Raw genomic sequence first — 26,157 nt, 5'->3', positions numbered from 1 at the left:
CTCAGGAACCTGTTCATGCCCCGCTTTGCCGCCAACCTGTCCATGCTCTACAACGACGTGGACTTTCTCGACCGTTTTGCCGCCGCTGCCCGCGATGGCTTCAAGGCGGTGGAGTACCTCTTTCCCTACGCCTACCCTGCGCAAGAACTGGCCACACGCCTGCAAGCCAACGGCCTTCAACAGGTGCTGTTCAACGCCCCGCCCGGCAACTGGGACGCGGGCGAACGCGGGCTGGCCTGCCTGCCGGGGCGTGAAGCCGAGTTCCGCGAAGGCATTGCCAAGGCCGTTGAATACGCCAAGGCCCTGCAATGCCCCCGCATCCACGTGATGGCCGGGCTGGTGCCCCAAGGGGCAGACGCCGCCACCGTGCGCGCCACCTACGTCGCCAACGTGCGCTACGCCGCCGAGCAGGCCGCGCCCCACGGCATCCAGATCCTGCTGGAGCCCATCAACGGCCGCGACATGCCCGGCTTCTTCCTGAGCCGCCAGGACCAGGCCCATGCGCTGATCGCCGAGATCGGTGCCACCAACGTGAGGGTGCAGATGGACCTGTACCACTGTCAGATCGTGGAAGGTGACCTGGCCATGAAGGTGCGCCAGTACCTGCCCACCGGCAACGTCGGCCACTTCCAGATTGCCGGTGTGCCCGAGCGCCACGAGCCCGATGTGGGCGAGATCAACTACACCTACCTGTTCAAGTTGCTGGACAGCCTGGGCTACGACGGCTGGATTGGCTGCGAATACCGCCCCGCGCGCGGAGCAGCCGCCCACGCCACCAGCGACGGGCTGGGCTGGCTCAAGCCCTGGCTGTAAAGACCTACCTCGCACCACAGTTGCCGCTGCACGCCAGACGCTGGTGCAGCGCGCACCACGGTGTGGCGCGCAAGGGTGTTCGGGTATAGCCCATACGACGGGATCGCATGGCACAGATCCTGCAAATACGCCGGCGCCAAGAGTAGAAGCGTTCAGCGGCCACCGCCCGGAAATTGCTCTTGAAGCATGCAATGGACTGACGCCACCACGGGCGCGCAGGACTGTGCGTCTTCAGGAGGCCGCTGCTCCCGCCTTGCAGCCTCAGCGCCCTGTCGGTTGATTGCATGCACCCCGTTCGGAGGGGTGTGAAGCCTGGCTTTTCACTCCCCCGTGGTTATCCGCCAACGACCAGGAGTGCTCCACCATGCAACGCCGTTCCCTCATCCGCGCCACTGGCGCCGCTGCCCTGCTGTCTGCCACACCATTTGTGCGCGCCCAGGGCAATCTGCAAAAGTTCAAGTTCAACCTGGGCTGGAAGGTCGAGGCCTCGGGCGCGGGCTTTTTGCTGGCGCAGCAGCGGGGCTACTACAAGGATGCGGGCCTCGATGTCACCATCGACACGGGCAACGGGTCCGCCTCGGCCATCAGCCTGGTGGCGGGCGGTGCGTATGACGTGGCGTCGGCCGACCTCTCGACCATGATCGAGTTCAACACCACCAACCCGCAGTCCAAACTGGCGGCGGTCGCCATCCAGTACGACCTGAACCCCAACTCGGTCATGGTGCGCAAAGACGGCGCCATCAAGAAGCCCGCCGACCTGGCGGGCAAGACCATTCTGGGCCAGCCCTTCAATGCCTCACGCAAGCTCTTCCCGGCCTTTGCCAAGGCGCAGGGCTTTGACGGCAGCGGCGTGAAATGGGAGAACGTGGCCCCCGACATCGGCGACACGCGTTTCGTGAAAGGTGACTTTGACGCAGCGGCGTACTTCTTCTTCACCGGTCTGCTCAACCTGAAGGCGCGGGGCCTGACACCGGATCAAATCACGGTGTTTCGCTTCTCGGACTATGGCCTCAGGTCCTACGGCAACGGGCTGATCGCCAACCCCAAGAGCATGCAAGACAACCCGGACGCCATGAAGGCCTTCGTCAAGGCCACCACACGCGGCTGGGTCGATGCGATTGCCGACCCGCGCGCCGGCGCTGCCGCCATCAAGGCCCGCGAGCCCCTAGCCCATGAAGAGATCGAGTTCGAGCGCCTGCAGCTCATCGTGGACGGCACCATGAAGACCGCCGAGACACGCGCCAACGGCTGGGGCGCTGCCACACCTGGGCGCCTGCAGGCCACCATCGATGAGACCGTGGCGGCCTTCGGCCTCAAGAGCAGCCTGGCGGTGGCCGACATCTGGACCGACCGCTTCCTGCCCCCTGCCGCCGACCGCAAGCTCAAAGCCTGACCAGGGAAAAGCCATGGGCATCCCCCTCATCGACCTCAGCGGCGCCCTGCAGCCGGGTGCTCCGCGCAGCCCCGCAGTAACGGCCGTAGCCGCCCAACTGCGCCAGGCCTGCATGGGCGCAGGGTTCTTCTACGTGAGCGACCACGGGGTGCCGCTGGACGTCATTGCGCGCCAGTTTGAATTGGCGCAGCAGTTCTTCGACCTGCCGCTGGGATCCAAGGAAGCGATTTCGCTGCACCACTCACCCGCCATGCGGGGCTACGAAAGCCTGGGCGGGCAGACCCTGGACGCCAGCGCTCGGCCAGACCTTAAGGAGAGCTTCTACTGCGGGCTGGACTACGCTGCCGAACATCCGTACGTGCAGCGCGGCTACCACTCCTATGGCAGCAACCAGTGGCCTGAGGGGTTGCCCGAGCTGGCCACCCAGAGCCGCACCTACATCGCCGCCATGCGGCAACTGGCCCTGCGGCTGATGCAGCTGCTGGCACTCTCGCTCGACCTGCCCGAGGACTACTTCGACCACACGCACCAGAGCCCCATGCTCACGCTGCGGCTGCTGCGCTACCCACCCCATCCTGAAAGCGCCGATGCACTCACCTTTGGCGCGGGCGAGCACACGGACTGGGGTGCCATCACCCTGCTGGCCCAGGACCACCATGGCGGGCTGGAGGTGAAGCTGCCCACCGGCGAATGGGTGGCCGCTACACCCATCGAGGGCGCGCTGGTAGTGAACCTGGGCGACATGATTCCGCGCTGGACCAACGGGCTGTACCGGTCCAACCCGCACCGCGTGCGCAACATGCACAGCGGGGGCGCACCGCGCCACTCCATTCCGTTTTTCTACACGCCCGACTACGAGGCCCAGGTGGTCCCCATCCCCACCTGCGTGCCTGCCGGTGAATCGCCGCGCTTTGCACCCTGCACTGTGGGCGAGCACCTGCAGGCCATGTACCGCAAGACCTACGGCCTGGGTCAGACCACCACATCCACCGCCCCAGCCAGCGAGGCGGTGATGGCATGAGGCTGTGGTTCAACCTGCTGTGCCAGGACATCGAGGCACAACTGCAGTTCTATCAAGCCCTGCTGCACTTGCCCGAGGCGCCGGGGACGCGCTCGGCCATCTACCGGGCGGTGGAGACCGAGCATTTCCAGCTCGGCTTCAACGCACCCGAGGCCTATGCCCTGCTGGGCCTGGCCGACCGGCAACCCGGTGCCACCTTGCCGTCACCGCGCAGCGTGACAGGCTACGCCACCTTCATGCTGGACGCACCGGACGCCGTGGACGCTACCAGCGAGAAAGCAAAAGCCCTGGGCGGGCAGATCATCAAGCCACCCTACTCCACCTACTACGGCCAATGGCAGGCGGTGCTGGCGGACCCGGAGGACAACGTGTTCCGGGTCAGCGCTGTGGGCGTGCCGCGCAACGTTGCTTGAGCCGCCCCTACCCGGTCAGGCCAACAACGGCGGTGCCCGCCAAAGCATGAGCGGGGTGAACCAACGCCCACCCCTGTACCATCCATCGCGCCTCAATAGGCCTTGAAGTTGGCCGCCACCCGCTGGTTCAGGTAGTCGCCGGCAGCAATCGCCGGGTACTTCTTGCCCGGCCCTTCGATGATGGCATCGCGGTTGGCCTGGGCAAAGAAAGCGATGCTGTAGCGCGGCCCCATGTACTCGCCGGGCAGCGGGTTCTTCACACGGTGGAAGTTGCTGGGCAACTGGTCGTCGCTCCAGCGCATCAGCATGTCGCCGATGTTGCAGGTGATGGCCTGCTCGTCGGGCTCCACGGACGTCCACGCCTGGGTTTCCATCTCCTTGCCTGGGCACACCTGCAAGCCGCCCTGGCCCTGGCGCTGAAAGAGCAGGGTCAGGCAATCAAAGTCGGTATGCGCCCCGGCGCGCCACAGGCCCAGGCTGGCTTGTTGCTCGGGCGGGGTCGCAAAGTAGTGCAGCAGGCGCAAGGTGCTTTGGTAGCTGGCCTGCACAGGGTCGTGCGCGCGGGCAAAGAAGGCCTCGTCAAACCCCAGCTTCCACGCAAAGCACGACAGCACCTGCATGGCCACCTGCCAGCACTGGCCTTCGAAGGCGAGCATGGTGGACTGAAATCCCGCCAGCTCCTCGTCGGTGGGCCACAGGCCCTCCATGTGCGGGCGGGTGATCTGGTACGACTCCTTCTGGTCCGGCGTGCCAGTGGAGGGGCGCACCTGCGCGCGGCTCTCCCAGCCCACATTCAGCGCTTTCTTGAGCGGGTACTGCGCCTTCACGGCGTCGGGCAGCGCAAAGAAGCGCTCGGTCATCGCAAAGGCGTTGTGCACCTCGGCCAGGTCAATGCCGTGGTTCACGATCTGGAAAAAGCCGACATCGACGGCGGCGTCCCACAGCTGGTCGGCAATCTCGGTCTTGCGCTGCGCAAAGTCGCTGAGGTCGATGCGGCGGATCTCGCGGCTTGCGGTTTCCGAGCCCATCGCGCCCATGCGCGTTTCTTTTTGCAGCTCGGCGAGGTCGTAGGTGGCGGTGGTGGTCATGCAGTTCTCCTGAAGACAAGTGGAAGGAAGAAAGGCCCTCCCGCTGGGTGCTTCAAGAGTGGGTGACACCGCCTGCGGCGGCCGTCCTTTCAACCCTTGAAGCCACGATGTGCCAACGCACACCGCTGTGCGCACAGCGGGCTTCAAGAGCAATTTCCGACTGGCATCGCCCCGTGCAGGATGGCACAGGGGGCAACGCAGTGAACGCTTCTACTCTTGCCAAAAGCGATGCAAGAAGAATGCCCGCGGCGCCTTGTTTGTGTATCCAAGCAGGTTTAGAGCGCTTGGGCACAGCGCATCAAAAGCCATGCATACATGTCACTGTTTGTGATTGGCATGCCAAATGCATAGCGCCCTGCACCACAACGGCGGGCGTGCAGACAGTCCTGCGTTGCACAACGACAGCCACCCACCACCATCGACGGAGACACCTACACCATGCACGCGCTCATGTCTGCACCCCCAGCCAGCTTTGACGACCCCACCCCCATCAACGACACCGACGGCACCTACCTGCGCCAGGCCATCGCGTGGTCGTGCACTGCCCGCGCGCGCGGCAACCGTCCGTTTGGTGCAGTGGTCATCAGTGCCGAAGGGCGCCTGCTGGCCGAGGCCTACTGCAACACCACCGAGACCGGCGACTGCACCGGCCACGCCGAGACCAATGCTGTGCGCCAGCTCAGCCCGCGCGTGGGGCGCGATGCCCTGGCCAAGGCCACGCTGTATTCATCGGCCGAGCCCTGCGTGATGTGTGCGGGCGCCATCTTCTGGTCGGGCATTGGGCGCGTGGTGTTTGGCATTGATGCCGAGCGCCTGCGCGTGTTCCGGGGCGAGCGGGCCGAGCAGCGCGACGCCGAGCTGTCGTGCCGCGACGTGTTTGCCGCCTCCCCCCACGCCATCGAATGCATCGGCCCGGCGCTGGTCGAAGAAGCCAGCGCACCCCACATCGGGTTCTGGAAAGTCTGACCCATTCCCGCGCGGGCAGAATCTGCAGCGCACACTCTGCACTCCCCATGCCTCGCACCAAAGCCATGACCGAATCCGAAGCCGAAGCCGCCTCCGGCGCGCTGCTCAGCCGCGCCAAACAGGGCCGTGAACGCATCTTGGGCGCCATCCGCGAAGCGGCCATTGCCGAATTCAGCCGCCATGGGTTCAAAGGGGCATCCACCAAGGCCATTGCCGAGCGCGCGGGCCTGACCAAGCCCCAGCTGCACTACTACATCAGCAGCAAGGAAGAGCTGTATGAAGAGCTGCTGTACTCGGTGCTTAACGGGTGGTCGGGCGCCTTCATTTTTGACAGCAACAGCGACGATCCCAAGAGGGTGTTGAGCAGCTACGTGCGCAAGAAGCTCGACTACGCGTTGGACAACCCGGGCCTGTCGCGCATCTTCACCACCGAGGTGCTGGGCGGTGGGCGTAACCTGGGCAAATACTGGCCCGTGGCCGTCAAGTCCACCCAGCAGAAGGCGGACCTCATCAACCGCTGGATTGCCGAAGGCCGCATGCGCGCCGTCAACCCCACGCTGCTGCTCATGCAGATCTGGGGCATGACGCAGCACTACGCCGACTACGGCGTGCAGGTGCACATCATGCTGGGCCTGGCGCCCGACGAGCCCATCGACCGCGAGCCCATCATGCGCGAACTCACCAGCTTTGTGCTGCTGGGCTGCGGCCTCGCACCAGACTAAGGCCCCCGCCCCATTCTGGGCATGCCTCGGGGGCCCGAGGGGCGAATCCCAGGCAATTTGCACCAGCACGCGGCGTCAAAAGCCCCTTTCAGGCCGCGTTGATCCACCACAAAGACGTTTGACCGCTTTTTGTGGCTGGCACAGCCTTTGCAATAGTTTGACCAATCGATCAAATCACATGGTCAAACAATGCAGACAGTCCCTGACACCGCCAGCGCCACCCGCACAGAACACACGTTCGAGCTGATCCTGCAGCGCAGCCAGATGCGCTTGCCTGTTGGCCCCGGCGAGAGCATGGCCGACGTGCTGCAGCTCGCTGGCGTGCCGCTGGAAACCCTGTGCGCGCAGGGCGTGTGCGGCACCTGCGTGACCCGCTGGCTGGAAGGCGAACCTGACCACCGCGACAGCTGCCTGAGCGCCGCAGAGCAAGCCACCCACGTCGCCGTGTGCTGCGCACGCAGCCACAGCGCCACGCTCACCCTGGACATCTAGGCCCATCCCACGCACCCGAAGGACACCCGCCATGCGCATCCTCGTGATCTATTGCCACCCGGTAGAAACCAGCTACAACGCCGCACTGCACACCGAGGTGGTGCAGCAGCTGCGCGGCGCGGGCCATGAGGTGGACGACTGCGACCTGTACGCCGAGGGCTTCAACCCCGTGATGACGCGCGAGGAGCGCCTGGGCTACCACGAGGTACCCAGCAACCAGTTGCCCGTGCAGGGCTATGTGGACCGCTTGCTCTGGGCAGAGGCGGTGGTGTTCTGCTTTCCCACCTGGTGCTTTGGCATGCCGGCGATGCTCAAAGGATTTTTCGACCGCGTGCTCATGCCCGGCGTGGCCTTTGACATCAGCGACCCGCACAACGTCAAGCCGTCGCTCACGCACATTCAGCGCATCTCGGCCGTGGTCACCTATGGCCGCCCCCGCTGGACGGCCCTGTTCATGGGCGACCCGCCGCGCAAGTCCATCACCCGCTACATGCGCCTGCTCACCGGCGGCAAGGCGCGGGTGGACTACCACGCTTACTACCACATGAACGTGGCCACCCCACCCCGGCTGGCGGCCTTCAAGGCCCGTGTGGGCCAGGCCATGGCGCGCTTTGCATAAGACCAATTTCTAAGGGCCACGGCATGCACGCATCCAGCACTCCCGACCACATCCTGCGCGCAAGGTTGCCGCGCTGGCTGCTGCCCGCCACATGGCCGCAGCAGGGCCACCAGCCCGCACTGGCCGACCTGCACCTGGCCCAGGGCCGCATCGTGCAGGTGCTGCCCTATGGCTCCCAGCCAGCGCCCCACGGCACGGTGTGGGACGTAGCAGGCGCGCTGGTGCTGCCCGGCCTGGTGGATGCGCACACCCACCTGGACAAGGCCTTCACCCTGCCCCGCATGGGCGTGGTCAAGCCCGGCCTGCTGGGCGCCATCGAGGCCATGATGGTGGACCGCCAGGGCTGGACCGAAGCCGACATCCACGCTCGCGCCAGCCGTGCTCTGCAATGGGCCTACGACGCCGGCACCGTGCACCTGCGCACCCACTGCGATTGGTGGGAGCCCGACGCGCAGCCACTGGCGTGGGACGTACAGCGAGCACTGGCCCACGACTGGGCCGACCGCATCACGCTGGAGCGCGTGAGTCTGATCCCGCTGCACCTGTACGCAGACCGTAGCGCCGCCATGCGGCTGGCGGCCACCGTGGCTGCGAGCGGCCCCGGTGCACTGCTGGGCGGCTTTGTGCACTCCACCAACTGGGACCCACAAGCGCTGCGCCACCTGTTGGAAGCCGCACAACACCACGGGCTGAACGTGGACCTGCATGTGGACGAAGAACTGCACCCCGGCGCCCAGGGCTTGGCGACCGCGGCAGCACTGCTCAAGGAGCTGCGCTTTGAAGGCCATGTGGTCTGCGGCCACACCTGCGCGCTGGCTGCACAGGACGAAGCCACCGCCCTCGCCACGCTCGACGCCGTAGCGCAAAGCCCGATCACGCTGGTCACGCTGCCCATCACCAACCTGCTGCTGCAGGACGCCACCACCGGCCGCACACCGCGCCAGCGTGGCCTGACGCTGGTGAAGGAAGCCCGTGCACGCGGCATCCCGGTGCTGGTGGCCAGCGACAACGTGCAAGACCCGTTCTGCCCTGTGGGCAGCTTTGACCCACTGGAGGCCCTGGCCACGGGCGTGCTGGCGGCGCAGCTGGAGGCACCGTTCGACCAATGGAGCGAATCGCTGTGCCGCACCGACTGGCTGCGCACCGGCCGCAGCGGCACCACAGCGCTGCCGCTGCAGCCTGGCACGGTGGCCGACCTGCTGGTCTTCACGCAGGCCGACCACTGGGGCTTTCCATCCCGCACACAAGGCGCGCAGGGCCGCGTGGTGCTGCGCCAGGGCCGCGTCGCTAGCGGCCACGCACCAGCCGCCTGGCATATGCCCACCACCCAATCCGCAAGGAGCCTCGCATGAGCCCCGCATCTGTAACCGTACCTGCGCCCGGCATCGCCCAGCCCCTGGCCCGCTACGCCGCCTGGCGCCGCGCAGGCGACTTCATCTACCTCAGCGGGATCATCGCCGTGGACCCCGCCGCCAGCCGCATCGTGCGCGGCTATGCAGACATCCCTGACGAGGCCGCCACGCTGATTGGCCGCACGGGCGAGTTCAGCAGCGATATCAAGGAAGGTCCCATCCTCGCGCAGAGCTGGTATGTGCTCGACCGCATCCGCCAGACCATCGAGGCCGCAGGCGGCCAGATGTCCGACGTGTTCAAGCTGGTGCAGTACTTCAAGAACCTGGACCACTTCCCGCAGTACAGCCGCGTGCGCAAGCTGTTCTTCCCCGGCGAGCCACCGGCATCCACCGTGGTGGAAGTGAGCGGCATGTTGCCCACGCCCGACATCCTGATTGAGGTCGAAGCCACGGCCTATCTGCCACAGCGCTGATCCACCCCCAACACCCTCACGAAAGTCTTTCATGCTGCACGGCTACAACCCGCCCCACCGTTACCTGCCCTACCTGAGCTGGACCGAGATCGCCGACCTGCCCGACAAGGAGAACACCGTCATCGTGCTGCCCACCGGCGCGACCGAGCAGCACGGCCCGCACCTGCCGTGTGCGGTGGACACCGTCATCAGCGCCGGCGTGGTGGGCCATGCGCTAGCGCGCCTGCCGGCCGATGTGCCCGCGTTTGCGATGGCCCCCATCACCTACGGCAAGTCCGAAGAGCACCTGCACTTTCCCGGCACGGTCACGCTCAGCGGCGAGACCCTGCTGGCCACCATGAACGAGGTGGGCGAGTCGGTGTACCGCGCGGGATTTCGCAAGCTGCTGTTCGTCAACGGCCACGGCGGCCAGCCGCAGGTGATGGAGATGTGTGCACGCGAGCTGCGCCTGCGCCATGGCGATTTCATCGTGGTGCCCAGCTTCACCTGGCGGGTGCCGCATGTGGCGGGCAAGTTCCTCTCAGACAAGGAAAAGCGCCTGGCCATGCACGCGGGCCACGGCGAAACCGCACTGATGCTGGCCCTGGCCCCCGACACCGTGCACATGGAGCGTGCGGTGGTCAACTACCCGCCCGTTTTTGACTCGCCTCTGCTCTCGCCCGACGGTCGCCCCGCCTGCGCGTGGAGCGCCCGCGACTTCGGCCCCAGCGGAATCATTGGCGACCCGCTGCCCGCCACGGCCGAACAGGGCCACGCCATCCTCGACTCGCTGGCCGTGAGCTGGGCCGCCGCCATCACCGAGCTGCACAAGCTGCAGTGGGCGCCGCGCGCTGAGCCCACCTGGGGCCGTGCCCATCACACCGGCCACATCGAGCACCCGTCCGCGCTGGCCTGAAACCTGCGAACGCCACCACCAATCCTTTTCGCTTTCCCTTCGTTGTCCCTTCGTTCCACCTCCACCCCCTACCGGAGTACCACCATGATGAAGACCGCCTCCCGCCTTTCCAAAATTGGTGCAGCCGCGCTGCTCGCTGTTGGTGCCGTCGGCACCATGTCGAGTACTGCCCAAGCGCAAGAGAAGTTCACCTACATGACCAACTGGTACGCGCAGGCCGAGCATGGCGGCTTCTACCAGGCGGTGGCCACGGGCCTGTACAAAAAGTACGGGCTGGATGTGACCATCAAGATGGGCGGACCGCAGGTCAACATCGTGCAGATGATGGCCGCTGGCCAGGCCGAATGCGTGATGGGATCGAGCGACCTGCAGATGATCCAGATGCGTGAAGGCGGCGTGCCGGTGGTCAACGTGGCGGCCGTGTTCCAGAAGGACCCGCAGGTGCTCATCGCGCACGAGGACGTGAAGAAGTTCGAAGAACTCAAGGGCAAGACCATCCTGATCGCTTCGTCGGCCCAGCGTGGCTACTGGCCCTGGCTCAAGGCCAAGTACGGCTTCACCGATTCGCAGACCCGCCCCTACACCTTCAACATCCAGCCCTTTGTGGCTGACAAGAACAGCGCCCAGCAGGGCTACCTGACCTCCGAGCCGTTTGCGATTGCCAAAGCGGGCGTCAAGGCCAACACGCTGATGTTCAGCGACCATGGCTACCCCGCCTACGCCACCACCATCTCGTGCATGGAAAAGACGGTGAAGGACCGCAGCGCCGCCGTGGCCTCGTTCGTGAAAGCATCGATGGAAGGCTGGAAGAGCTACCTGGCCGACCCAGCCCCCGCCAACGCGCTCATCAAGAAAGACAACCCCAACATGACTGACGAGCAGCTCGCCTACAGCGTGGCCAAGCTCAAGGAAATGGGCATGGCCACGGGCGGCGACGCAGCCATCATGGGCATCGGCATCATGACCGACGCGCGCGCCAAGGCCAGCTACGACTTCCTGGTGGAGGCCAAGCTCATCGACCCTGCCAAGGTCAAGCTCACAGAGACCTACACCACGTCGTTCGTCAAAGACCTCAAGGTTCTGCCCTGAGCCCTGACAGCCCTGAAACAGTGGCCGGTGCGTTCCCTTGCACGGCCGGCCGCATCCATCGAAAGGCGACCATGACATCCCCCGCTGAATCTCCGCCGCTGGCACACGCCCAGGCACCGCTGCCCCATTCCACGCCCGCCGTGGAGGTGCTTTCCGCTGAAAAAACCTACCCCAATGGCACGCAGGCCCTGCTGCCGGTGGACCTGACCATCGAGGAAGGCGAATTCGTCACCCTGCTCGGCCCCTCGGGCTGCGGCAAGAGCACGCTGCTGAAAATGGTGGCGGGGCTGCTGGAGCCCACCGACGGCCGCCTGCACCTGTGGCGCAAGCCCGTGGCGCAGCTGGACGAAAGCGGCAAGAAGATGGCGTTTGTCTTTCAGTCACCCACGCTCATGCCTTGGGCCAGTGTGCAGACCAATGTGCGCCTGCCGCTGGACTTGGTGGGTGTGCCGCGTGCCGAGGCCGATGCGCGCGTGACCGAAGCGCTGGCGCTGGTGGGCTTGTCCAAGTTTGCCAACGCCCTGCCCCGCGCGCTGTCGGGCGGCATGCAGATGCGCGTATCGATTGCGCGCGGCCTGGTCACCCAGCCCGACCTGCTGTTGATGGACGAGCCCTTTGGCGCGCTGGATGAAATCACGCGCCACAAGCTCGACGCCGACCTGCTCGACTTGTGGCGCAAGAAGAAGCTGACCGTGATCTTTGTGACGCACTCGATCCACGAGGCGGTGTTCCTCTCCAGCCGCGTGGTCATGATGGCCGCGCGCCCCGGCCGCGTGGTCGAAGAGTTCCGCATCGACGCGCCTTACCCCCGCACGGCCGACTTCATGGTGTCGCCCGAATTCAGCCGATACGCCAAGCTGCTGCAGGACAGCCTGCTGCGCGCCAGCGTGGACACCGAGGAGACCGTGGCATGAGCACCCCTTTCCCTTCCGCACCGATGGCGTCGCCCGTGGTCACCGGCCACCCCGCAGCCGCCCAGCGCTCGACGCCTGCACCGGTCGCTACCAAACCTGCCACCAAGGCAACACACAAACGCCCGCCGCTCATGGCCCAGCCCCGCGTGCAGCGCGTGGTTTACCCCGTGCTGGTTGGCCTGGTGCTGATCGCGCTCTGGCAGGGCCTGGTCACGGCCATGGAGCTGCCGCCCTACCTGGTGCCTTCGCCCATCCTGATGATGAAGACGCTGTTCACCGACTGGGCCGCGCTGGGCGGCTCGCTGTGGGTCACCGTCAAGATCACGGTGCTGGCCTTTGTGGTGGCCACGGTGGCGGGTGTGCTGATCTCGTTCTTGTTTGTGCAGAGCAAGCGCATCGAGACTGCGCTCTTCCCCTACGCCGTGCTGCTGCAGGTCACGCCCATCGTGGCCGTGGCTCCGCTCATCATCATCTGGGTGAAGGACCCGACGGCGTCGATGGTGATCTGCGCCGCACTCGTCGCTCTGTTCCCCATCATCAGCAACACGACGCTGGGCTTGCGCAGTGTGGAGCCGGATCTGCAGAGCTACTTCCAGCTCAACCGCGCCACGCGGCTGCAGACCCTGCTGCGCCTGCGCATCCCCAGCGCGCTGCCCTACTTCTTTGGCGGGCTGCGCATCTCCAGCGGCCTGGCGCTCATCGGCGCTGTGGTGGCGGAGTTTGTGGCGGGCACCGGGGGCCAGGGTGCAGGGCTGGCGTACCAGATCCTGCAAGCGGGCTTTCAGCTCAACATCCCGCGCATGTTTGCTGCGCTGCTGCTGATCTCGCTCACCGGCGTCGCGCTCTTCGTGCTGATGGCATGGCTCACGCGCGTCGCCCTGGGCGGCTGGCACGCCAGCGAAACGTCGCACGACTAGCCCTTTCACCCCCATCGCCAACACACCGCGCGCAGCCACTGGCGCGCGGCACGGGCTTCCTTTTGCCCAAAACGGCCACCAGCGGCCAAGGAGATACCGACATGACCACCACCGCCCAACAACTGCCCGACCTGCTGCCCGACCTGGACTGGATTGCCGACCCGCTGCGCGTGGGCCGCCTCTCGCAGGACTTTGCCTGGTTCAGCCCCGTGCTCAAGCGAGACCTGGCAGGCAAGCGCGGCGACATCGCGGTGCGCCCGCGCACAGAAACAGAAATCCGCCAGGTGGTGGCCGCCTGCGCCAGCGCGGGCATCCCCCTCACCGTGCGCGGCAGCGGCACCGGCAACTACGGCCAGAGCACGCCGTTGCACGGCGGCGTGATCCTGGACCTGTCGGGCTACAACGCCTTTGGCTGGGTGCGCGGCGGGGTGGGCCGCGCGCAGTCAGGCATCCGGCTGGCAGACTTTGATGCGCAGGCCAAGCCCCACGGGCAAGAACTGCGCTGGCTGCCCAGCACCTACCGCAGCGCCACGCTGGGCGGGCTGTTTGGCGGCGGCTTTGGCGGTGCGGGCTCCATCAACCACGGCCCGCTGGCCGCGCCCGGCAACGTGCTGGCCGTGCGTGCGATGACGGTGGAGCCCGAGCCCCAGGTCATCGAACTGCGCGGCCCCGAGGCCATGCTGCTGCACCACACCTACGGCACCAACGGCATCGTGCTGGAGCTGGAAGTGGCCCTGACTCCTGCCGTTGAGTGGACCGAGTGCATCGCCACCTTCGAGCAGTTTGACGCTGCGCTGGAGTTTGCCGACCGCTTTGGAAGCGCTCCCGGGCTGGAGAAAAAAGAAGTGTGCTTTGTGGCAGCCCCCATCCCGCAGTACTTCACCAGCCTGGCCGAGCACCTGCCCGTCAACCAGCACGCGGTGCTGCTGCTGGTGGCCCCGCACTCCGAAGCCGGCATGCGCGACATGGTGGCCCAGCACGGCGGCCAGGTCACCTACCGCAAGACGGCCGACGAAGTGGCCAGCAGCCACAAGACGCTGCTCGAATACACCTGGAACCACACCACCCTGCACGCCCTCAAGGTGGACAAGGGCCTGACCTACATCCAGAGCGGCTTCAACCCCATGCACCGCCTCAAGCAGGTGAAGGCGCTGGAGGCAGCGCTGAAGGGCGAGGTGATGATGCACCTGGAGTTCTTGCGTACCAAGGAAGGCGCCTTCAACTGCAGTGGGCTGCAGATCATCCGCTACACCACCGAAGAACGCCTGAACCAGATCATGCAGATCTACCGCGACCATGGCGTGCAGATCAACAACCCGCACGTGTACATCGTAGAAGACGGCAAGCAGAACAACCTGGACCCGGCCGTGGTGGGCATGAAGCACCGCTTTGACCCGCAGGGCCTGCTCAACCCCGGCAAGCTGCGCAGCTGGTACACGGCCGAACCGACAGCCCCCGTGGAGGCGCCTGTGCAGACACCCGTACGCCAAACAGCGTAGGTAAAACGGGTGGCACGTTTCACCCATACAGGCCTCTACCGCTTACCTGCAGGGCATAATCAGCTACTCATTTCGTAGCAGACCATCACCCCATGTCTTGGCACGCCCGCCTTCAGCTCGACTACACGGCAGAGCACAACGCCCGCACCGTCGCCCGCTACGAGCACAACGGGCCGCTGCGCATCCTGCAAAGCCTGTACCCCGAGGGCGACGCCATCTGCCACAACGTGCTGGTGCACCCGCCCGGCGGTCTGGTGGGCGGCGACACCCTGGACATCACCACCACCGTGGGCCCCGGCGCCCACGGCCTGGTCACCACGCCCGGCGCTACGCGCTTTTACCGCTCCACCGGCCCGCTGGCGCTGCAGCGCAGCCACCTCACCCTGGCCGAAGGCGCACGCCTGGAGTGGCTGCCGCTCGAAGCCCTGTGCTACAGCGCCTGCCATGCCGAAAACCACCTCACGCTGAACCTTGCCCCCGGCGCCGAGTGCATGGCCTGGGACGTGACCGCACTGGGCCTGCCGCATGCGGGTCAGCCGTTTGAACAAGGCCGCTTCACCCAGCACCTGGAAGTGCCCGGCCTGTGGCTGGAGCGCGGCGTCATCGATGCCGCCGATGACCGGCTGCTGAGCAGCCCGCTGGGTTTAGCGGGCCATCGTTGCATGGCCAGCATGTTCTTTGCCACGGGCTCCTCACTGGACCGCGCCCGCCGCGACGCAGCGCTAGACGCTGCCCGTGCAGTGATGGATCAACACCCCCAGGTCAAGGCCACTGCAGGGGCCACCAGCCCCAACGACCGCATGGTGGTGGTGCGCGTGCTGGCACCGCAGGTAGAGCCCGCGATGAAGCTGCTCAAGGCCGTGCGGGTGGCTTGGCGGGGGGTCTTGTGGGGGCTGAATGGAGAGGCGCCTCGGATCTGGGCGATGTGAGAGCCGGATGCGCCAAGGAGCTTCGCTTGCTCTCGGCGCCCCTCGTAGAGCCTCGGATTTGATGTTCGGAGTTCGCTGAACAATCTGTGTCAATTCACTGACACAGGGTGTGTGCATTCAACACCGACGCTTCAAAAGGTCGATTCCGTAGCCTGCGGAGACAGCTTCTGCGCCAGCAAATTTGCCGAATACCGCAGGCGGTCAATGTCCCCATCCGCCTTCACACCGCGGCTGAAGCAGCACAGTGTGCCGTAGACCTTACCCCCAGCAAGGCGCACAGGTGCGCTTAGATGGGTGCCAATCGGAAACCCGGGATCAGGGGCTTTGCCGGACGCGATGTAGGGGGCGGCATTGTCGATCTTCTCGGGCAGGCGGCCTTCCACAACGCGTTGGCACCAGCTCTCCTCGACCGGATCGGACATGCCGGGCTCCAGGGGAGAAAAATCTGACAGGCTGTCCACCGCTTGTATGGTTCGACGGCCATCCACGAATTGAGAGACGAAGGCGACGTCCATGCCCATGCGATTGCGCAACAGTTGCAGAACGGTTGACACCACAGAGGGAAGCTCGTGGTCGGCAGAGTCGCTGGTGGCAACGAGCAGCTCCGTGATGGTGACGTCAAGATCGTCGGGGTTGTAGTCCAGTAGATGCATGCTAATCAGTCTAAGCCGTGACCCCGTAGCCCAGCCGTAAGCAGACGTTTGGTTGCAAAGTCCCATCGCACATGAACGCACCTACCGCAACGGGTGGCTGCGCGAATGCGGGCCCACGCGAAAACGCGCTCGTGGTCGCCCATCCACGCCGGACCGCCAGCGCCGCTACGCGGCTGGTGGCGGCCCCCACCACAACGCCAGTCGATCCCGCACACGGCGGCCAAAAGTCCAGGCCACTTCGTCGGGTGTCAGCACAGGGCACAACCGGCGGGCTGTTGCCACCGCTGCAGCAGCGCCCTCCGTGTGCCCCTGACGGTCCAGAACCGCCGCCTCCAGAATGCGTGCCAGATGAAACTTGGGGTCATGCTGCGCGGACGATCGCGCCTCGGCCAGCGCTTCGTCCAGCCGCTCTGCACGCAACAAGAACAGGCCCAGCGCCCACTTCCAGAACCCCAGGCGCCGGTCCCGCGGGCTGAGGCGCATGCCCAGCCGCATGGTGTCGATGCCGCGCTCCAGTTGCCCCTTCAAAACCAGCGATGCTCCCAGTGCCACATGGGCCTGGGCATTGCTCGGATCGATTTCCAGCGCACGCTGAAGCACCTCAATGCCACGGTCGTGGTGTCCCAGGTCACTGAGGGCACAGCCCGCATAGCCCAACACCTCGGAGCTTCCGTCATCCAGTTCGATAGCTTGTTGAGCGGCCTTCAAGACTTCATCGGCAGTACCCGGAGCGTCAGAAGCCAGATATCCGATGTTCATGGACAAGGCCGTCAGCAACGCGTAGTGCGCATGGCCCAAACCGAAAGCCGGTTCCAGCGCAATGCTCTGGCGCAGCTGGGACCGAGCCTCGGTCATCGCATCGCGGCTCCAACCCTGCATCGCGATCGATCCGATCGCCTGGTGGTAGTGGGCCCATACGTTCAGGTTCTCGGGGCGCTGGCGGCGAATGTGGGCGATTTCGGCCCGCGTCAGCTCGGGCTCCAACTCGGACATGATGCCCCGGGCGATGTCTTCCTGCAAATCGACCGCCTGATCGCGGTGGCGGTCGAAGCGGCCACTCCACAAGACATGCCCAGACGCCGCATCAATCAGCTGTGTGGAGACCCGCAAAAGATCCCGGTGCGGGCGGACACTGCCCTCCACCACAAACCGAACCCCCAGCTGGCGAGCCACCTCAGGGAGGGCAACCGCGTTGCCACGAAATGCAAAGGACGACGCCCGGGAGATCAACACAAACCCGGGAACGCGGGCCAACAATGCAATGACGTCTTCCGCCAGGCCGTCGGCCAGAAAGCCCACATGCGGGTCGTCGGACAGCACGCTGAAAGGCAGCACGGCGATGGTCGGTCGGCTGGCAGCGGCCTCCTGGACTGGTCGTGCTGCGCTGGGCTGTAGTGCGTTGCCGGGCTTAGGGGCCAGCGCAAAGCGGTACCCCTTGCCGGGAATCGTGGCGATGGCGCGGGGCCCCAGCAGCTTGCGCAAGGCCGATATCTGTACCGACAGATTGTTCTCTTCCACCACCATGCCCGGCCACACGGCGTCCAGGATCTCGGCTTTGGGCACCACCCTGTCCCGGTGCGCCAGGAGGCACACAAGCAGATCAAAAGCGCGGGCACCAATGGCTGCCGCTGCGCCATCCACCAAAAGCACTCGCTCGGCTGGCCGGACTTCAAAGCGGTCAAAGTGATAGTTGTCTTGCATCAGCCACCTGCGACAGCGCCATCGTTAGGAAGATTTAGCAGTTTCTTGCGAACTTTAAAGGACGGGTGTGACCCTGCTCGGTACCGTTGAGGCATGTACCACTCCCGCAGAGAAAGCATCATGCCCACATTCGTGATCGAGCGCATCGTTGCTGGTATTGGCGCAGCCAGTGCCGCAGACCTGCAAGCGCTCTCCCGCACGTCATGCGACGTGCTCAGCAGCATGGGCCCGGACCTGCAGTGGATCCAAAGCCATGTGACAGGCGACAAGGTCTATTGCATCTACAACGCCACGAGCGAACAACAGGTGCGCGAGCATGCCCGGCTCAGCGGCCTCCCGGTCGACAGCGTGTCGCGGGTCGTTGCCACCATCGATCCCTCCACGGCGCAGGCCTGATGCCCAGGCCTGGGTCACCCACCCCCACTGTTCAGGAGAATTGACATGACAAGCAGCGTTTACGAAGCCCAGAAGAACTTGCGTGCCCAATACAAGCAGACACCTGCGTCGGCCCTGGTCACCGACGAGGCGTTGACCCGCGGTAGCAACCTGGCAGACCCCTTTCATTCGCAGGTTCACGTCGTGAACGGCGGCTCCGCTGCCATACCCTTTGGCGTGCACAGCGGTGTGGGGGGGCCGTATGACGCGCCTTGCCCTGGCGACCTGCTGTGCGCCGCGCTGGCCGCCTGCCAGGAGTCATCGATCCGGATGGTGGCAAACCTCATGGGGATCGAGCTGACCCGGCTGGAAGTTCGCGTCAAAGCCACTGCCGATCTGCGCGGCGCCCTGGGCATCGAGCCCGATGTGCCAGTGGCCTTCCAGTCCATCGCCTGCGATGTGCATCTGCAGGCCCACGCGAGCACACCGCCTGACATGCTGGACAAGTTGCGCATGGCGGCCCAGCGGTGTTGCGTGGTGGGGCAGACGCTGCTGTCACCGCCCCCGCTGCAAACCACCTTCCATACCTGAGCTATCAGGGGTGGGCGTGGCCGGGAGCCACGCCACGAGGAGCCCTCTGCGCGTGATAGCGCAGAGGTGCGGTCTGCGCATCAGCCGCCGGGTACCTTCAGCAACCCGTCCGCCTTGAACATCGCACGAATCCCTCGCACCGCCTGCCGAATCCGCGCCTCGTTCTCGATCAGCGCAAAGCGCACATATTCGTCCCCCTGGTCGCCAAACCCAATGCCTGGGGACACGCACACCTTGGCTTTGTCGAGCAGTTGCCGCGCAAATTCCAGGGAACCCAGGGCGCGGTAGGGTTCGGGGATGCGGGCCCATATGTACATGCTGGCCTTGGGGCAGTCCACGGCCCAGCCGGCTTCGGTGAGGCCCTTGTAGAGCACGTCACGGCGGCGCTGGTACTGGGCGGCGATGTCCTTTACACACTGCTGGTCACCCTCCAGCGCGGCAATCGCCGCGACCTGCAGCGGCGTGAAAGTGCCGTAGTCGTGATAGCTCTTGATCCGGGCGAGCGCGGCCACCAGGTCGGGGTTGCCCACCATGAAGCCCACGCGCCAGCCGGCCATGTTGTAGCTTTTGCTCAGGGTGAAGAACTCCACCGCCACATCCTTGGCGCCGGGCACTTCCATGATGCTGGGGGCGCGATAGCCGTCGTACACGATGTCGGCGTAAGCCAGGTCGTGCACCACCAGGATGTCGTGCTTCTTGGCCAGGGCGATCACGCGCTCGAAAAAGCCCAGGTCCACGCACTGCGCCGTGGGGTTGCTGGGAAAGCCGAAGATCATCATCTTGGGCTTGGGGTAGCTGCCGCGGATGGCCTTTTCCAGCTCGGCAAAAAAGTCCACATCGGGCGCCACGGGCACGCTGCGGATGTCGGCACCGGCAATCACCGCGCCATAGATGTGGATGGGGTAGCTCGGGTCGGGCACCAAAACAGTGTCGCCCCGGTCCAGCGTGGCCAGCATCAAGTGGGCCAGGCCCTCCTTGGAGCCGATGGTGACGATGGCCTCGGTGTCGGGGTTGATGTCCACCGCGTAGCGGTCTTTGTACCAGTGGCTGATGGCGCGGCGCAGGCGCGGGATGCCTTTGCTGGCGCTGTAGCCGTGGGTGTCGGGCCGCTGGGCCACTTCGGTGAGCTTGGCGACGATGTGCGGTGGCGTGGCCCCGTCGGGGTTGCCCATGCTCATGTCGATGATGTCTTCGCCCCGGCGGCGGGCGGCGAGTTTCAGCTCGGCCGTGATGTTGAAGACGTAGGGAGGAAGGCGATCGATGCGCGCAAAACGGCGCTTGCCCTGCGATGCAGACATGCGGTGTGACTTTCACGTAAGCGCCCGGAACCGTCCGAGCGACGTGGCTGGCAGAAAGGCCGGCCCGCGTTCAATGTATCGCAGAACGCGGTGTTCGTTTCCCCCGCTGCGGCGGTGTCGCGCCGCCGCTACGGTCACACTGTGGCGGGTTTCGTGCTCCGTTCGCTCGCCATGGACCACGCAAAGATCCCGACACCACCGAGGCCCAGCACCACGCCCACCCAGCCGGTGGACGTCCACCCCAGTCCGGCCGCGATGGACACGCCGCCCAGCCATGCGCCCAGTGCGTTGGCCGCATTGAAGGCCGAGTGGTTGAGCGCGGCGGCCAGGGTCTGGGCGTCGCCCGCCACGTCCATCAGGCGGATCTGCAATGCGGGGCCGATGGCGACCACCGTGCCGAGGAAGAAGGTGGCCAGCGCCGCGCTGATGGGGTGGTGCGCGGCGGGTACAAACAGCGCCATCACCACGATGGACCACAGCAGCACCTTGCCGATGGCGGGCATCAGCGCCTTGTCAGCCATGCGCGAGCCCACCAGGTTGCCCGCCACCATGCCCAGGCCGAACAGCGACAGCACGAAGGGCATGAGCGCAGGCGGCATGCCGGCCACTTCCAGCAAGGTGGGCTTGATGTAGCTGAACACCGCAAACATGCCACCAAAACCAATGGCGCCGATGCCCAGCGTGAACCACACCTGCTTGCGCGCCAGGGCGCCCAGCTCGCGCAGCGGGCTGGCGCCATGCGATGCAGGCATGTCGGGCACCCACAGGCGCACCATGACGACGGCCGCCACGGCGATCAGCCCCACGAAGACGAAGGCCGCGCGCCAGCCGAAGTGTTCGCCCAATGCGGCAGCAATCGGCACGCCCACGAGGGTCGCGGTGGTCAGCCCCAGCATGACCCAGCCCACAGCACGCGCCCGACGCCCGGGCGGGGCCAGGGCTGCAGCCACAAGGGCCGCCACACCAAAGTAGGTGCCATGCGGCAGGCCGGTGAACAATCGCATGGCGCTCAGCGACAGATAGCCCGGCGCCAGCGCTGATGCGAAATTGCCCAACGCATACACCACCATCAGCGCCATCAGCAGCGCGCGGCGCCCCCAGTGGGCGCACAGCACGGCCAGCACCGGCGCGCCCACCACCACGCCCAGGGCATAGGCGCTGATGACATGGCCGGCCTGCGGGATGCTCACGCCGATGTCCCGCGCCACCTCGGGCAGCAGGCCCATGATGACGAACTCCCCCGTGCCGATGGAAAATCCGCCCACCCCCAGGGCCAGCACGGCGCGCACCAGGGTGCGGTCGTTGGTGGGCGTGTGGGCGATGGGGGAAGACGCGGAGGACGTGGGAGACAAGGGCGCGGTCATGGCGGCAGCAGGCGAACGCCGCACCGGCACGGGATGCGCCAGCGCAGGAGATATAACCAATACAGGGGGATGGAAAAGAAACGGAGTTACAGGGGTAAACCCGATTTCCGTAACCATAGCACTGTATGCGTTGCCTTGCAGGTTGGAGGGCATCTGTAACCCGCGCGAGCACACAGAACCGCCGGGGCTGCTACGCTGGCAGCCCGCCCCACCCCGCCCCGCCCGGCCTTTGCGCCCACCCAAGGACTGCGAATGACGACAACCCAGAGCCCTGCAGACAGCGTGGCTGGCACCGTGAAGGTGCTGGCGTTCGACATCTTTGGCACCGTGGTGGACTGGCACGGCAGCATCGTGCGCGAGATGCAGGCCCTGCACCCCGCCGTGGATGCAGATGCCTTCGCGCTCGCCTGGCGCGGGGGCTACCAGCCGGCCATGGCGCGTGTGATGCGGGGCGAGCAGGGCTGGACGCTGATCGACGACCTGCACCGGGGCATCCTGGACGAGATCCTTTCGCGCTTCGGCCTGGCGCATCTTTCCGAGCCCGAGCGGCGCCACCTCAACCGGGTATGGCACCGGCTCGATGCCTGGCCCGACAGCGTGGAAGGCCTCACGCGGCTCAAGACGCGCTTTACCATCACCTCGCTGTCCAACGGCAACATCGGCCTGCTGACCAACATGGCCAAACGCGCCGGCCTGCCCTGGGATTGCGTGCTGAGTGCCGAGGTGTTCAAGGCCTACAAGCCAGACCCGGCCACCTACCTGGGCGTGGCGAAGGTGTTCGGCCTGGCCCCTGCCGAGGTCGCGCTGGTAGCCACCCACCATGACGACCTGGCCGCCGCGCGCGGCTGCGGCCTGCGCACGGCCTACGTCGAGCGTCCCCACGAGCTGGGCGCGGCGCACCCCAAGGACGAAACGCCGCAACCCGGCAACGACCTGCACGCCACCAGCCTGGTCGACCTGGCGCGAATGCTGGGCTGCTGAGCTGACGACGCCGCGACGGCGCTTTCGGCGGCGGTCAGTGCGCCACCAGCAGCTGCACAAACATCTGCACCTTGGCGCGGCATTCGGCGCTGATGGAGGTGAACTCCAGCCCGGCCACCCATTCGTCGCCCTCCTGCTTGAGGGTGATGACGCGCGCGTACACATCGGCCACGCGGTAGTCCACCAGCGGCAGTTCAAACTCCAGCTTGATCTCGCTGTGAGGTTCCAGCGGCTCGATCAGCTCCACCAGCAGGCCGTGGTAGCCGATGTCGCGGATGGCACCGTGCACGATGTGCGGCATCACGATCTTGTCCTGCATGCGCTGGCACAGGCAGGGCAGGCGCGCATCCACGCGGTGGCTGCGGCGGAACTCCTGGCGGGGCACCTTGAGCTTGTGCGACGGGATGGCGATCAGCTCGCGCAGGCTCACCGGCTGCGTGCGCCCCTTGACGAACACCTGCATGGGTGCGGACGCCGACACCAGCCCCCAGCAGCGTTGGTAGGTGGAGTCGCTGATGAGCACCTGGCCGCGCAGGCTCAGTGCCTCGATGCGCGAAGCCAGGTTCACCGCCTCACCGATCACCGTGTATTCAGAATACACGTCCGAGCCAAAGCGACCGGCCATCACGGTGCCCGTATTGACACCGATGCCCAAAAACACCTCGGGCAGGCGCTCGGTCAGGTGGGCCAGGTTCAGCTCGCGCATGGCGATCTGCATCTCCACCGCGCACAGCAGCGCGCGGTCCACATCGTCGTCGCGGGCCACCGGTGCACCAAACAGCACCATGATCGAATCGCCCATGAACTTGTCGATGGTGCCCTGGTACTTGAACACCACCTCGGACAGCCTTGCCAGGCAGCGGTTGAGCGCGGCGATCACCACCGACGCTGGCTGCGAGCCCGACAGTGCGGTGAACCCGCGCAGGTCGGCCAGCAGGATGGTGACCTCGCGCGGCGCCACCTCCAGGCCGTTGGCGGCTGCGCCTTCGGGGTTCTCCATGCCGTGCAGGATGCCCGCCATCTCGGCCTGCGCCGCCTCGCCCAGAGGCTTGCCGGTCTCGCGTTCGATCAGGGCCTGCAGGCGGCGCACCGCATCGTGGTGGAATTCTTTGTGCATGGTTGTCTGGGGCGTGGGGCGGCCGGTGGTTCGGTGTGGGGAACGAGGGCATCACCTGCCCTGCCGCACCCAGAATAGGCGCCGCCCCACGGCTGGTCAACCGGTGAAAACACTCCGGGCACCACCACGGCCGCAGGCGCCGTGACCCCCTGCACGCACTGGGAGATGGCTGGTCGAGGGGCCGCCGCGAGGGAGCCGTGCGACAAAGGGGCCAGATTCAAAAATCAAGCCTTTCTGGCCTCAAGTGCTAGAAATAATTGCGTCAACAGCTATTAAATAGATAGCAATCAATCATCCCATTCCGTCGCTCGGGCGCGGGGGGATCCGGGGCCATTGCCCTCATGCTCGATGCGCTGGCGCTCCACACACCGAAACTCCTCCTGCGCACTGTCGTAGTCCCAGCGCTCTGCGTACCGGGCCTGCATGTCGGCCACGGCACCCGATGCTTCCATGCTGAGCACCACCAGGCTGTTGGGGCTGCCATGGCGCAGGCGGTGCGACACCGCCGTGCCCGCGCTGCTGGCCCACAGCCCGGGCAGTGGCTGCAAAAGGCACGGCTGGTGCACGTGGCCCGACAGCAGCATCTGCGCCCCGGCCATGCGCCAGCGCTCCACCGCCTCGTCCGCACGATGGGGGCGGTGAGCGCGGTCCTCGGCGTCGCGGGCCACCAGGGGGTGGTGGCTGGCCACGATGCGCCATGCGCCAGGGGGCGCGCGTGCGAGCAACAGCGCCACATGCTCGATCTGCGCAGACGACAGGCTGCCGCGCTCGTGCCGCCAGGCGCGCGTGGTGTTCACGCCCACCACGTAGAACGCGCCCATCTGCCGCACGGGTTCCTGGTCCATGCCGAACTGCTCGGAGAACCGCTCATACGACCGGCCCCAGCGCATCCACCACGCAAACAGGGGCAGGTCGTGGTTGCCCGCCAGCACCAGATTGCTGCGCGCATGCAGGCCCTGCACAAAGCGCGCGGCCTGTTCAAACTGCCCGGCGGTGGCGCGCTGGGTGAGGTCGCCCGACACCACCACCATCGCCACCCCCAGGCGCTGCGCCAGCCGCTGGACAGCCGCACACACCGCTGCGTCGTGCGCGCCGAAGTGCAGGTCCGACAGGTGCATCAGAACAGTCATGGCAGAGGACCGAAGACAGCGGGCGGGCCGTAGGGCTGGCGCATCACGCAGGCAGCAGGCCGGGTGCAGCGGCGCCCGGCGCAGGCGCCTCGGGCGCTACCGTGACGGGCAATGGCTCGGCCGCCCGCGGGGGCGGTGCACCGTCGCGCTGCAAGGGGCTCGGGGCTACCAGCCACAACGGCCGCGCACTGATGCGGAAATGCAGGGGCGGCGTCATCCATTCGCGCTCGCCGTCAAACGCCACCTTGACCTGCGGCGGGCGCCAACTGGCGGGGGTCACGGTCAACTCGGAGCAGGCCATGCTGACCACGGCGTTGTCCTTGTCCAACTGGCCGGTGGCCGCGTTCCACACGGTGCGAGCGATGGCCCAACGACCTTGCGGCTTGAGCATGACCACGGCCAGGTGCCCTCCATCGGCCACCTTTTGTGCCTGGGGCAGGCCCATGCGGTCCAGTTGCAGGGGGTTGTTGCCCACAAACAGGGTGGTGACCAGATGCTCTTCCTGCTGCGCTGCGGCGCCCTGGTGCGTCTTCGTCACCACACGCCAGCGCCGGCCCGACGCGGGGCGGAACAGGCTCCACACCGCGGCGGCAACAGCCACCCAGCGCTTGCGGCCAAAGCGGCGCGATGCCATCTCACGGTCGGCCAGCATCTTGGGGTACAGCCCCACGCTGGCGTTGACGACAAACAGGCGGCGGTTCACAAACCCCACCTGCACGGCCCGCAGGTCGCCTGCATGCAATGCCTGCAGCAGGTCTTGCACGGCGGTCTCGGGGTCGAGTGCCAGTCCGTGTTCGCGGCTGAAGTAGTTGAACGTGCCCATGGGCACCACACCCAGCGGCACCCCGGCACGCAGCGCCGCCGACGCCACGGCGTTGATGGTGCCGTCGCCCCCGGCGGCCACCACCAGCCCGCCGTCGTCCTGTGCGGCCTGTGCCGCACGCTCGGCCAACTGCACGATGTCGCCGCGCCGGTCGGGCACGTGCCAGACCACGTCGTGCGCCTGCAAGGCGGGCACGCCCTCCAGCTTGGCACGCAGCAGGTCCAGGTCGGCACCGGGCCGCCGAGGCACCACCAGGTGGATGGGGCCACGGGGCTGGGGAGGAAGGGTGTGTTCCGAAGGTGTCATGCAAAAACTCTGCAACAAACAAGAGCGACCCCACAGCGTGCAGACCCAATTGCAGCGGCCGGTCCTGCCCGAAGGCCTGAACCACGCCACCAGCGCCTACACGGACTACAGGGCACTCCATGGTGGCAAGCGATCGTGCGCCGCGCAGCCGGTAGCCATGCCTTCCGTCTGTCAGCCTGCGCCGACAGCTGCCTTGAAGGCGCAATACACCCACCATTCAATG

27 protein-coding genes and 1 pseudogene are annotated in these 26,157 nt (G+C 66.2%); 20 read left to right on the top strand and 8 right to left on the bottom strand.

What is annotated here, in order from left to right; genetic code table 11:
• Positions 1–15 precede the first annotated feature (15 nt).
• The 4 genes from otnI to ASD94_RS08925 all read left to right on the top strand — a co-directional run bounded on the left by otnI (position 16) and on the right by ASD94_RS08925 (position 3,640).
• Positions 16–813, top strand: coding sequence for a 2-oxo-tetronate isomerase (otnI, locus tag ASD94_RS08940; RefSeq protein WP_056641511.1), 798 nt, complete (start codon positions 16–18; stop codon positions 811–813).
• A gap of 364 nt (positions 814–1,177) precedes the next feature.
• Positions 1,178–2,206, top strand: coding sequence for an ABC transporter substrate-binding protein (locus ASD94_RS08935; protein ID WP_056641508.1), 1,029 nt, complete (start codon positions 1,178–1,180; stop codon positions 2,204–2,206).
• A 13-nt stretch (positions 2,207–2,219) separates the two neighbouring features.
• Positions 2,220–3,227 carry an isopenicillin N synthase family oxygenase gene (locus ASD94_RS08930; protein ID WP_056641505.1) on the top strand — a complete coding sequence of 336 codons (1,008 nt, stop codon included), beginning with the start codon at positions 2,220–2,222 and terminating at the stop codon, positions 3,225–3,227.
• Positions 3,224–3,640 (top strand): VOC family protein, encoded by a 417-nt coding sequence (locus ASD94_RS08925; protein ID WP_056641501.1) that lies wholly within the window; start codon positions 3,224–3,226, stop codon positions 3,638–3,640. Before ASD94_RS08930 ends, ASD94_RS08925 begins: the two co-directional genes overlap by 4 nt.
• Positions 3,641–3,732: 92 nt before the next feature.
• Here ASD94_RS08925 and ASD94_RS08920 read toward each other — a convergent pair whose 3' ends face one another.
• Positions 3,733–4,728 carry an isopenicillin N synthase family oxygenase gene (locus ASD94_RS08920; protein WP_056641498.1) on the bottom strand — a complete coding sequence of 332 codons (996 nt, stop codon included), beginning with the start codon at positions 4,726–4,728 and terminating at the stop codon, positions 3,733–3,735.
• Between the two features lie 450 nt (positions 4,729–5,178).
• On the opposite strand from ASD94_RS08920, the gene ASD94_RS08915 reads away from it, so the two are divergent.
• From ASD94_RS08915 to ASD94_RS08860, 12 genes are all read left to right on the top strand, one after another.
• Positions 5,179–5,694 carry a nucleoside deaminase gene (locus ASD94_RS08915; RefSeq protein WP_369750496.1) on the top strand — a complete coding sequence of 172 codons (516 nt, stop codon included), beginning with the start codon at positions 5,179–5,181 and terminating at the stop codon, positions 5,692–5,694.
• Positions 5,695–5,759: 65 nt separating this feature from the next.
• On the top strand, positions 5,760–6,416 hold the full coding sequence (locus ASD94_RS08910) for a TetR family transcriptional regulator C-terminal domain-containing protein (RefSeq protein ID WP_056641797.1): 657 nt from the start codon (positions 5,760–5,762) through the stop codon (positions 6,414–6,416).
• Between the two features lie 189 nt (positions 6,417–6,605).
• A complete protein-coding gene (locus ASD94_RS08905) occupies positions 6,606–6,908 on the top strand; it encodes a 2Fe-2S iron-sulfur cluster binding domain-containing protein (protein WP_056641495.1) in 303 nt (100 codons plus the stop codon).
• A gap of 31 nt (positions 6,909–6,939) precedes the next feature.
• Positions 6,940–7,527 carry an NAD(P)H-dependent oxidoreductase gene (locus ASD94_RS08900; protein ID WP_056641493.1) on the top strand — a complete coding sequence of 196 codons (588 nt, stop codon included), beginning with the start codon at positions 6,940–6,942 and terminating at the stop codon, positions 7,525–7,527.
• A gap of 23 nt (positions 7,528–7,550) precedes the next feature.
• Positions 7,551–8,879 carry an amidohydrolase family protein gene (locus ASD94_RS08895; protein WP_056641490.1) on the top strand — a complete coding sequence of 443 codons (1,329 nt, stop codon included), beginning with the start codon at positions 7,551–7,553 and terminating at the stop codon, positions 8,877–8,879.
• Positions 8,876–9,352, top strand: a complete 477-nt coding sequence (locus ASD94_RS08890) for a RidA family protein (RefSeq protein WP_056641487.1) — start codon at positions 8,876–8,878, stop codon at positions 9,350–9,352. The genes ASD94_RS08895 and ASD94_RS08890 overlap by 4 nt, the downstream gene beginning before the upstream one ends.
• Positions 9,353–9,383: 31 nt before the next feature.
• Complete coding sequence (locus tag ASD94_RS08885) at positions 9,384–10,247, top strand: creatininase family protein (protein WP_055394830.1); 864 nt, start codon at positions 9,384–9,386, stop codon at positions 10,245–10,247.
• Positions 10,248–10,331: 84 nt separating this feature from the next.
• The gene (locus tag ASD94_RS08880) at positions 10,332–11,336 is read left to right on the top strand and encodes an ABC transporter substrate-binding protein (protein ID WP_056641483.1); all 1,005 of its coding nucleotides are present in this window, start codon (positions 10,332–10,334) and stop codon (positions 11,334–11,336) included.
• A 71-nt stretch (positions 11,337–11,407) separates the two neighbouring features.
• Entirely contained in the window at positions 11,408–12,250 is an 843-nt protein-coding gene (locus tag ASD94_RS08875; RefSeq protein ID WP_056641476.1) for an ABC transporter ATP-binding protein, read from the top strand.
• Between the two features lie 131 nt (positions 12,251–12,381).
• A complete protein-coding gene (locus ASD94_RS08870) occupies positions 12,382–13,167 on the top strand; it encodes an ABC transporter permease (RefSeq protein WP_043566071.1) in 786 nt (261 codons plus the stop codon).
• A gap of 101 nt (positions 13,168–13,268) precedes the next feature.
• The gene (locus ASD94_RS08865; protein ID WP_056641473.1) at positions 13,269–14,666 is read left to right on the top strand and encodes an FAD-binding oxidoreductase; all 1,398 of its coding nucleotides are present in this window, start codon (positions 13,269–13,271) and stop codon (positions 14,664–14,666) included.
• Positions 14,667–14,758: 92 nt separating this feature from the next.
• Complete coding sequence (locus tag ASD94_RS08860; protein WP_056641471.1) at positions 14,759–15,595, top strand: urease accessory protein UreD; 837 nt, start codon at positions 14,759–14,761, stop codon at positions 15,593–15,595.
• A 131-nt stretch (positions 15,596–15,726) separates the two neighbouring features.
• On the opposite strand, the gene ASD94_RS08855 is transcribed toward ASD94_RS08860, so the two are convergent.
• Complete coding sequence (locus tag ASD94_RS08855) at positions 15,727–16,248, bottom strand: GAF domain-containing protein (protein ID WP_056641468.1); 522 nt, start codon at positions 16,246–16,248, stop codon at positions 15,727–15,729.
• 165 nt (positions 16,249–16,413) lie between these two features.
• Positions 16,414–17,949, bottom strand: coding sequence for a winged helix-turn-helix domain-containing protein (locus ASD94_RS08850; RefSeq protein ID WP_056641464.1), 1,536 nt, complete (start codon positions 17,947–17,949; stop codon positions 16,414–16,416).
• Positions 17,950–18,069: 120 nt separating this feature from the next.
• On the opposite strand from ASD94_RS08850, the gene ASD94_RS08845 reads away from it, so the two are divergent.
• Together ASD94_RS08845 and ASD94_RS08840 are read left to right on the top strand one after the other, a co-directional pair.
• Positions 18,070–18,345, top strand: a complete 276-nt coding sequence (locus ASD94_RS08845) for a DUF4242 domain-containing protein (protein WP_056641793.1) — start codon at positions 18,070–18,072, stop codon at positions 18,343–18,345.
• 45 nt (positions 18,346–18,390) lie between these two features.
• Positions 18,391–18,915, top strand: coding sequence for an OsmC family protein (locus ASD94_RS08840; protein WP_056641462.1), 525 nt, complete (start codon positions 18,391–18,393; stop codon positions 18,913–18,915).
• Between the two features lie 80 nt (positions 18,916–18,995).
• On the opposite strand, the gene alaC is transcribed toward ASD94_RS08840, so the two are convergent.
• Both alaC and ASD94_RS08830 read right to left on the bottom strand, forming a co-directional pair.
• Positions 18,996–20,213, bottom strand: a complete 1,218-nt coding sequence (alaC, locus tag ASD94_RS08835) for an alanine transaminase (protein ID WP_056641460.1) — start codon at positions 20,211–20,213, stop codon at positions 18,996–18,998.
• A 134-nt stretch (positions 20,214–20,347) separates the two neighbouring features.
• Positions 20,348–21,577: an MFS transporter gene (locus ASD94_RS08830; protein ID WP_056641791.1), complete on the bottom strand. Its 1,230-nt coding sequence runs from the start codon at positions 21,575–21,577 to the stop codon at positions 20,348–20,350.
• Between the two features lie 252 nt (positions 21,578–21,829).
• Here ASD94_RS08830 and ASD94_RS08825 point away from each other — a divergent pair, with 252 nt between their 5' ends.
• Positions 21,830–22,558, top strand: a complete 729-nt coding sequence (locus ASD94_RS08825) for a haloacid dehalogenase type II (RefSeq protein WP_056641459.1) — start codon at positions 21,830–21,832, stop codon at positions 22,556–22,558.
• 34 nt (positions 22,559–22,592) lie between these two features.
• On the opposite strand, the gene ASD94_RS08820 is transcribed toward ASD94_RS08825, so the two are convergent.
• Complete coding sequence (locus ASD94_RS08820) at positions 22,593–23,675, bottom strand: adenylate/guanylate cyclase domain-containing protein (protein ID WP_056641457.1); 1,083 nt, start codon at positions 23,673–23,675, stop codon at positions 22,593–22,595.
• Between the two features lie 287 nt (positions 23,676–23,962).
• Entirely contained in the window at positions 23,963–24,805 is an 843-nt protein-coding gene (locus ASD94_RS08815) for a metallophosphoesterase (protein WP_056641446.1), read from the bottom strand.
• Between the two features lie 191 nt (positions 24,806–24,996).
• On the opposite strand from ASD94_RS08815, the gene ASD94_RS24270 reads away from it, so the two are divergent.
• Positions 24,997–25,614 (top strand): hypothetical protein, encoded by a 618-nt coding sequence (locus ASD94_RS24270; protein ID WP_369818051.1) that lies wholly within the window; start codon positions 24,997–24,999, stop codon positions 25,612–25,614.
• On the opposite strand, the pseudogene ASD94_RS24265 reads toward ASD94_RS24270, so the two are convergent.
• A pseudogene (locus tag ASD94_RS24265) lies at positions 25,563–25,934 on the bottom strand (diacylglycerol kinase family protein); the annotation flags it as partial. The gene ASD94_RS24270 and the pseudogene ASD94_RS24265 sit on opposite strands and share 52 nt — an antisense overlap.
• Positions 25,935–26,157 lie beyond the last annotated feature (223 nt).

The sequence above is a fragment of the Acidovorax sp. Root70 genome, from assembly GCF_001428225.1.
Taxonomy (GTDB): domain Bacteria; phylum Pseudomonadota; class Gammaproteobacteria; order Burkholderiales; family Burkholderiaceae_C; genus Acidovorax.
This window is presented reverse-complemented; position numbering and strand designations above follow the sequence as displayed.

Bases quoted from the DNA above. Each gene is read 5' to 3' on its own strand.
- otnI (WP_056641511.1), top strand. From the start codon at position 16: ATGCCCCGCTTTGCCGCCAACCTGTCCATGCTCTACAACGACGTGGAC.
- ASD94_RS08825 (WP_056641459.1), top strand. From the start codon at position 21,830: ATGACGACAACCCAGAGCCCTGCAGACAGCGTGGCTGGCACCGTGAAG.
- ASD94_RS08840 (WP_056641462.1), top strand. From the start codon at position 18,391: ATGACAAGCAGCGTTTACGAAGCCCAGAAGAACTTGCGTGCCCAATAC.
- ASD94_RS08885 (WP_055394830.1), top strand. From the start codon at position 9,384: ATGCTGCACGGCTACAACCCGCCCCACCGTTACCTGCCCTACCTGAGC.
- ASD94_RS08910 (WP_056641797.1), top strand. From the start codon at position 5,760: ATGACCGAATCCGAAGCCGAAGCCGCCTCCGGCGCGCTGCTCAGCCGC.
- ASD94_RS24270 (WP_369818051.1), top strand. From the start codon at position 24,997: ATGCGGAAATGCAGGGGCGGCGTCATCCATTCGCGCTCGCCGTCAAAC.
- ASD94_RS08935 (WP_056641508.1), top strand. From the start codon at position 1,178: ATGCAACGCCGTTCCCTCATCCGCGCCACTGGCGCCGCTGCCCTGCTG.
- ASD94_RS08880 (WP_056641483.1), top strand. From the start codon at position 10,332: ATGATGAAGACCGCCTCCCGCCTTTCCAAAATTGGTGCAGCCGCGCTG.
- ASD94_RS08845 (WP_056641793.1), top strand. From the start codon at position 18,070: ATGCCCACATTCGTGATCGAGCGCATCGTTGCTGGTATTGGCGCAGCC.
- ASD94_RS08820 (WP_056641457.1), bottom strand. From the start codon at position 23,675: ATGCACAAAGAATTCCACCACGATGCGGTGCGCCGCCTGCAGGCCCTG.
- ASD94_RS08890 (WP_056641487.1), top strand. From the start codon at position 8,876: ATGAGCCCCGCATCTGTAACCGTACCTGCGCCCGGCATCGCCCAGCCC.
- ASD94_RS08865 (WP_056641473.1), top strand. From the start codon at position 13,269: ATGACCACCACCGCCCAACAACTGCCCGACCTGCTGCCCGACCTGGAC.
- ASD94_RS08875 (WP_056641476.1), top strand. From the start codon at position 11,408: ATGACATCCCCCGCTGAATCTCCGCCGCTGGCACACGCCCAGGCACCG.
- ASD94_RS08895 (WP_056641490.1), top strand. From the start codon at position 7,551: ATGCACGCATCCAGCACTCCCGACCACATCCTGCGCGCAAGGTTGCCG.
- alaC (WP_056641460.1), bottom strand. From the start codon at position 20,213: ATGTCTGCATCGCAGGGCAAGCGCCGTTTTGCGCGCATCGATCGCCTT.
- ASD94_RS08860 (WP_056641471.1), top strand. From the start codon at position 14,759: ATGTCTTGGCACGCCCGCCTTCAGCTCGACTACACGGCAGAGCACAAC.
- ASD94_RS08920 (WP_056641498.1), bottom strand. From the start codon at position 4,728: ATGACCACCACCGCCACCTACGACCTCGCCGAGCTGCAAAAAGAAACG.
- ASD94_RS08870 (WP_043566071.1), top strand. From the start codon at position 12,382: ATGGCCCAGCCCCGCGTGCAGCGCGTGGTTTACCCCGTGCTGGTTGGC.
- ASD94_RS08930 (WP_056641505.1), top strand. From the start codon at position 2,220: ATGGGCATCCCCCTCATCGACCTCAGCGGCGCCCTGCAGCCGGGTGCT.
- ASD94_RS08900 (WP_056641493.1), top strand. From the start codon at position 6,940: ATGCGCATCCTCGTGATCTATTGCCACCCGGTAGAAACCAGCTACAAC.
- ASD94_RS08915 (WP_369750496.1), top strand. From the start codon at position 5,179: ATGTCTGCACCCCCAGCCAGCTTTGACGACCCCACCCCCATCAACGAC.
- ASD94_RS08830 (WP_056641791.1), bottom strand. From the start codon at position 21,577: ATGACCGCGCCCTTGTCTCCCACGTCCTCCGCGTCTTCCCCCATCGCC.
- ASD94_RS08855 (WP_056641468.1), bottom strand. From the start codon at position 16,248: ATGCATCTACTGGACTACAACCCCGACGATCTTGACGTCACCATCACG.
- ASD94_RS08815 (WP_056641446.1), bottom strand. From the start codon at position 24,805: ATGACTGTTCTGATGCACCTGTCGGACCTGCACTTCGGCGCGCACGAC.
- ASD94_RS08850 (WP_056641464.1), bottom strand. From the start codon at position 17,949: ATGCAAGACAACTATCACTTTGACCGCTTTGAAGTCCGGCCAGCCGAG.
- ASD94_RS08905 (WP_056641495.1), top strand. From the start codon at position 6,606: ATGCAGACAGTCCCTGACACCGCCAGCGCCACCCGCACAGAACACACG.
- ASD94_RS08925 (WP_056641501.1), top strand. From the start codon at position 3,224: ATGAGGCTGTGGTTCAACCTGCTGTGCCAGGACATCGAGGCACAACTG.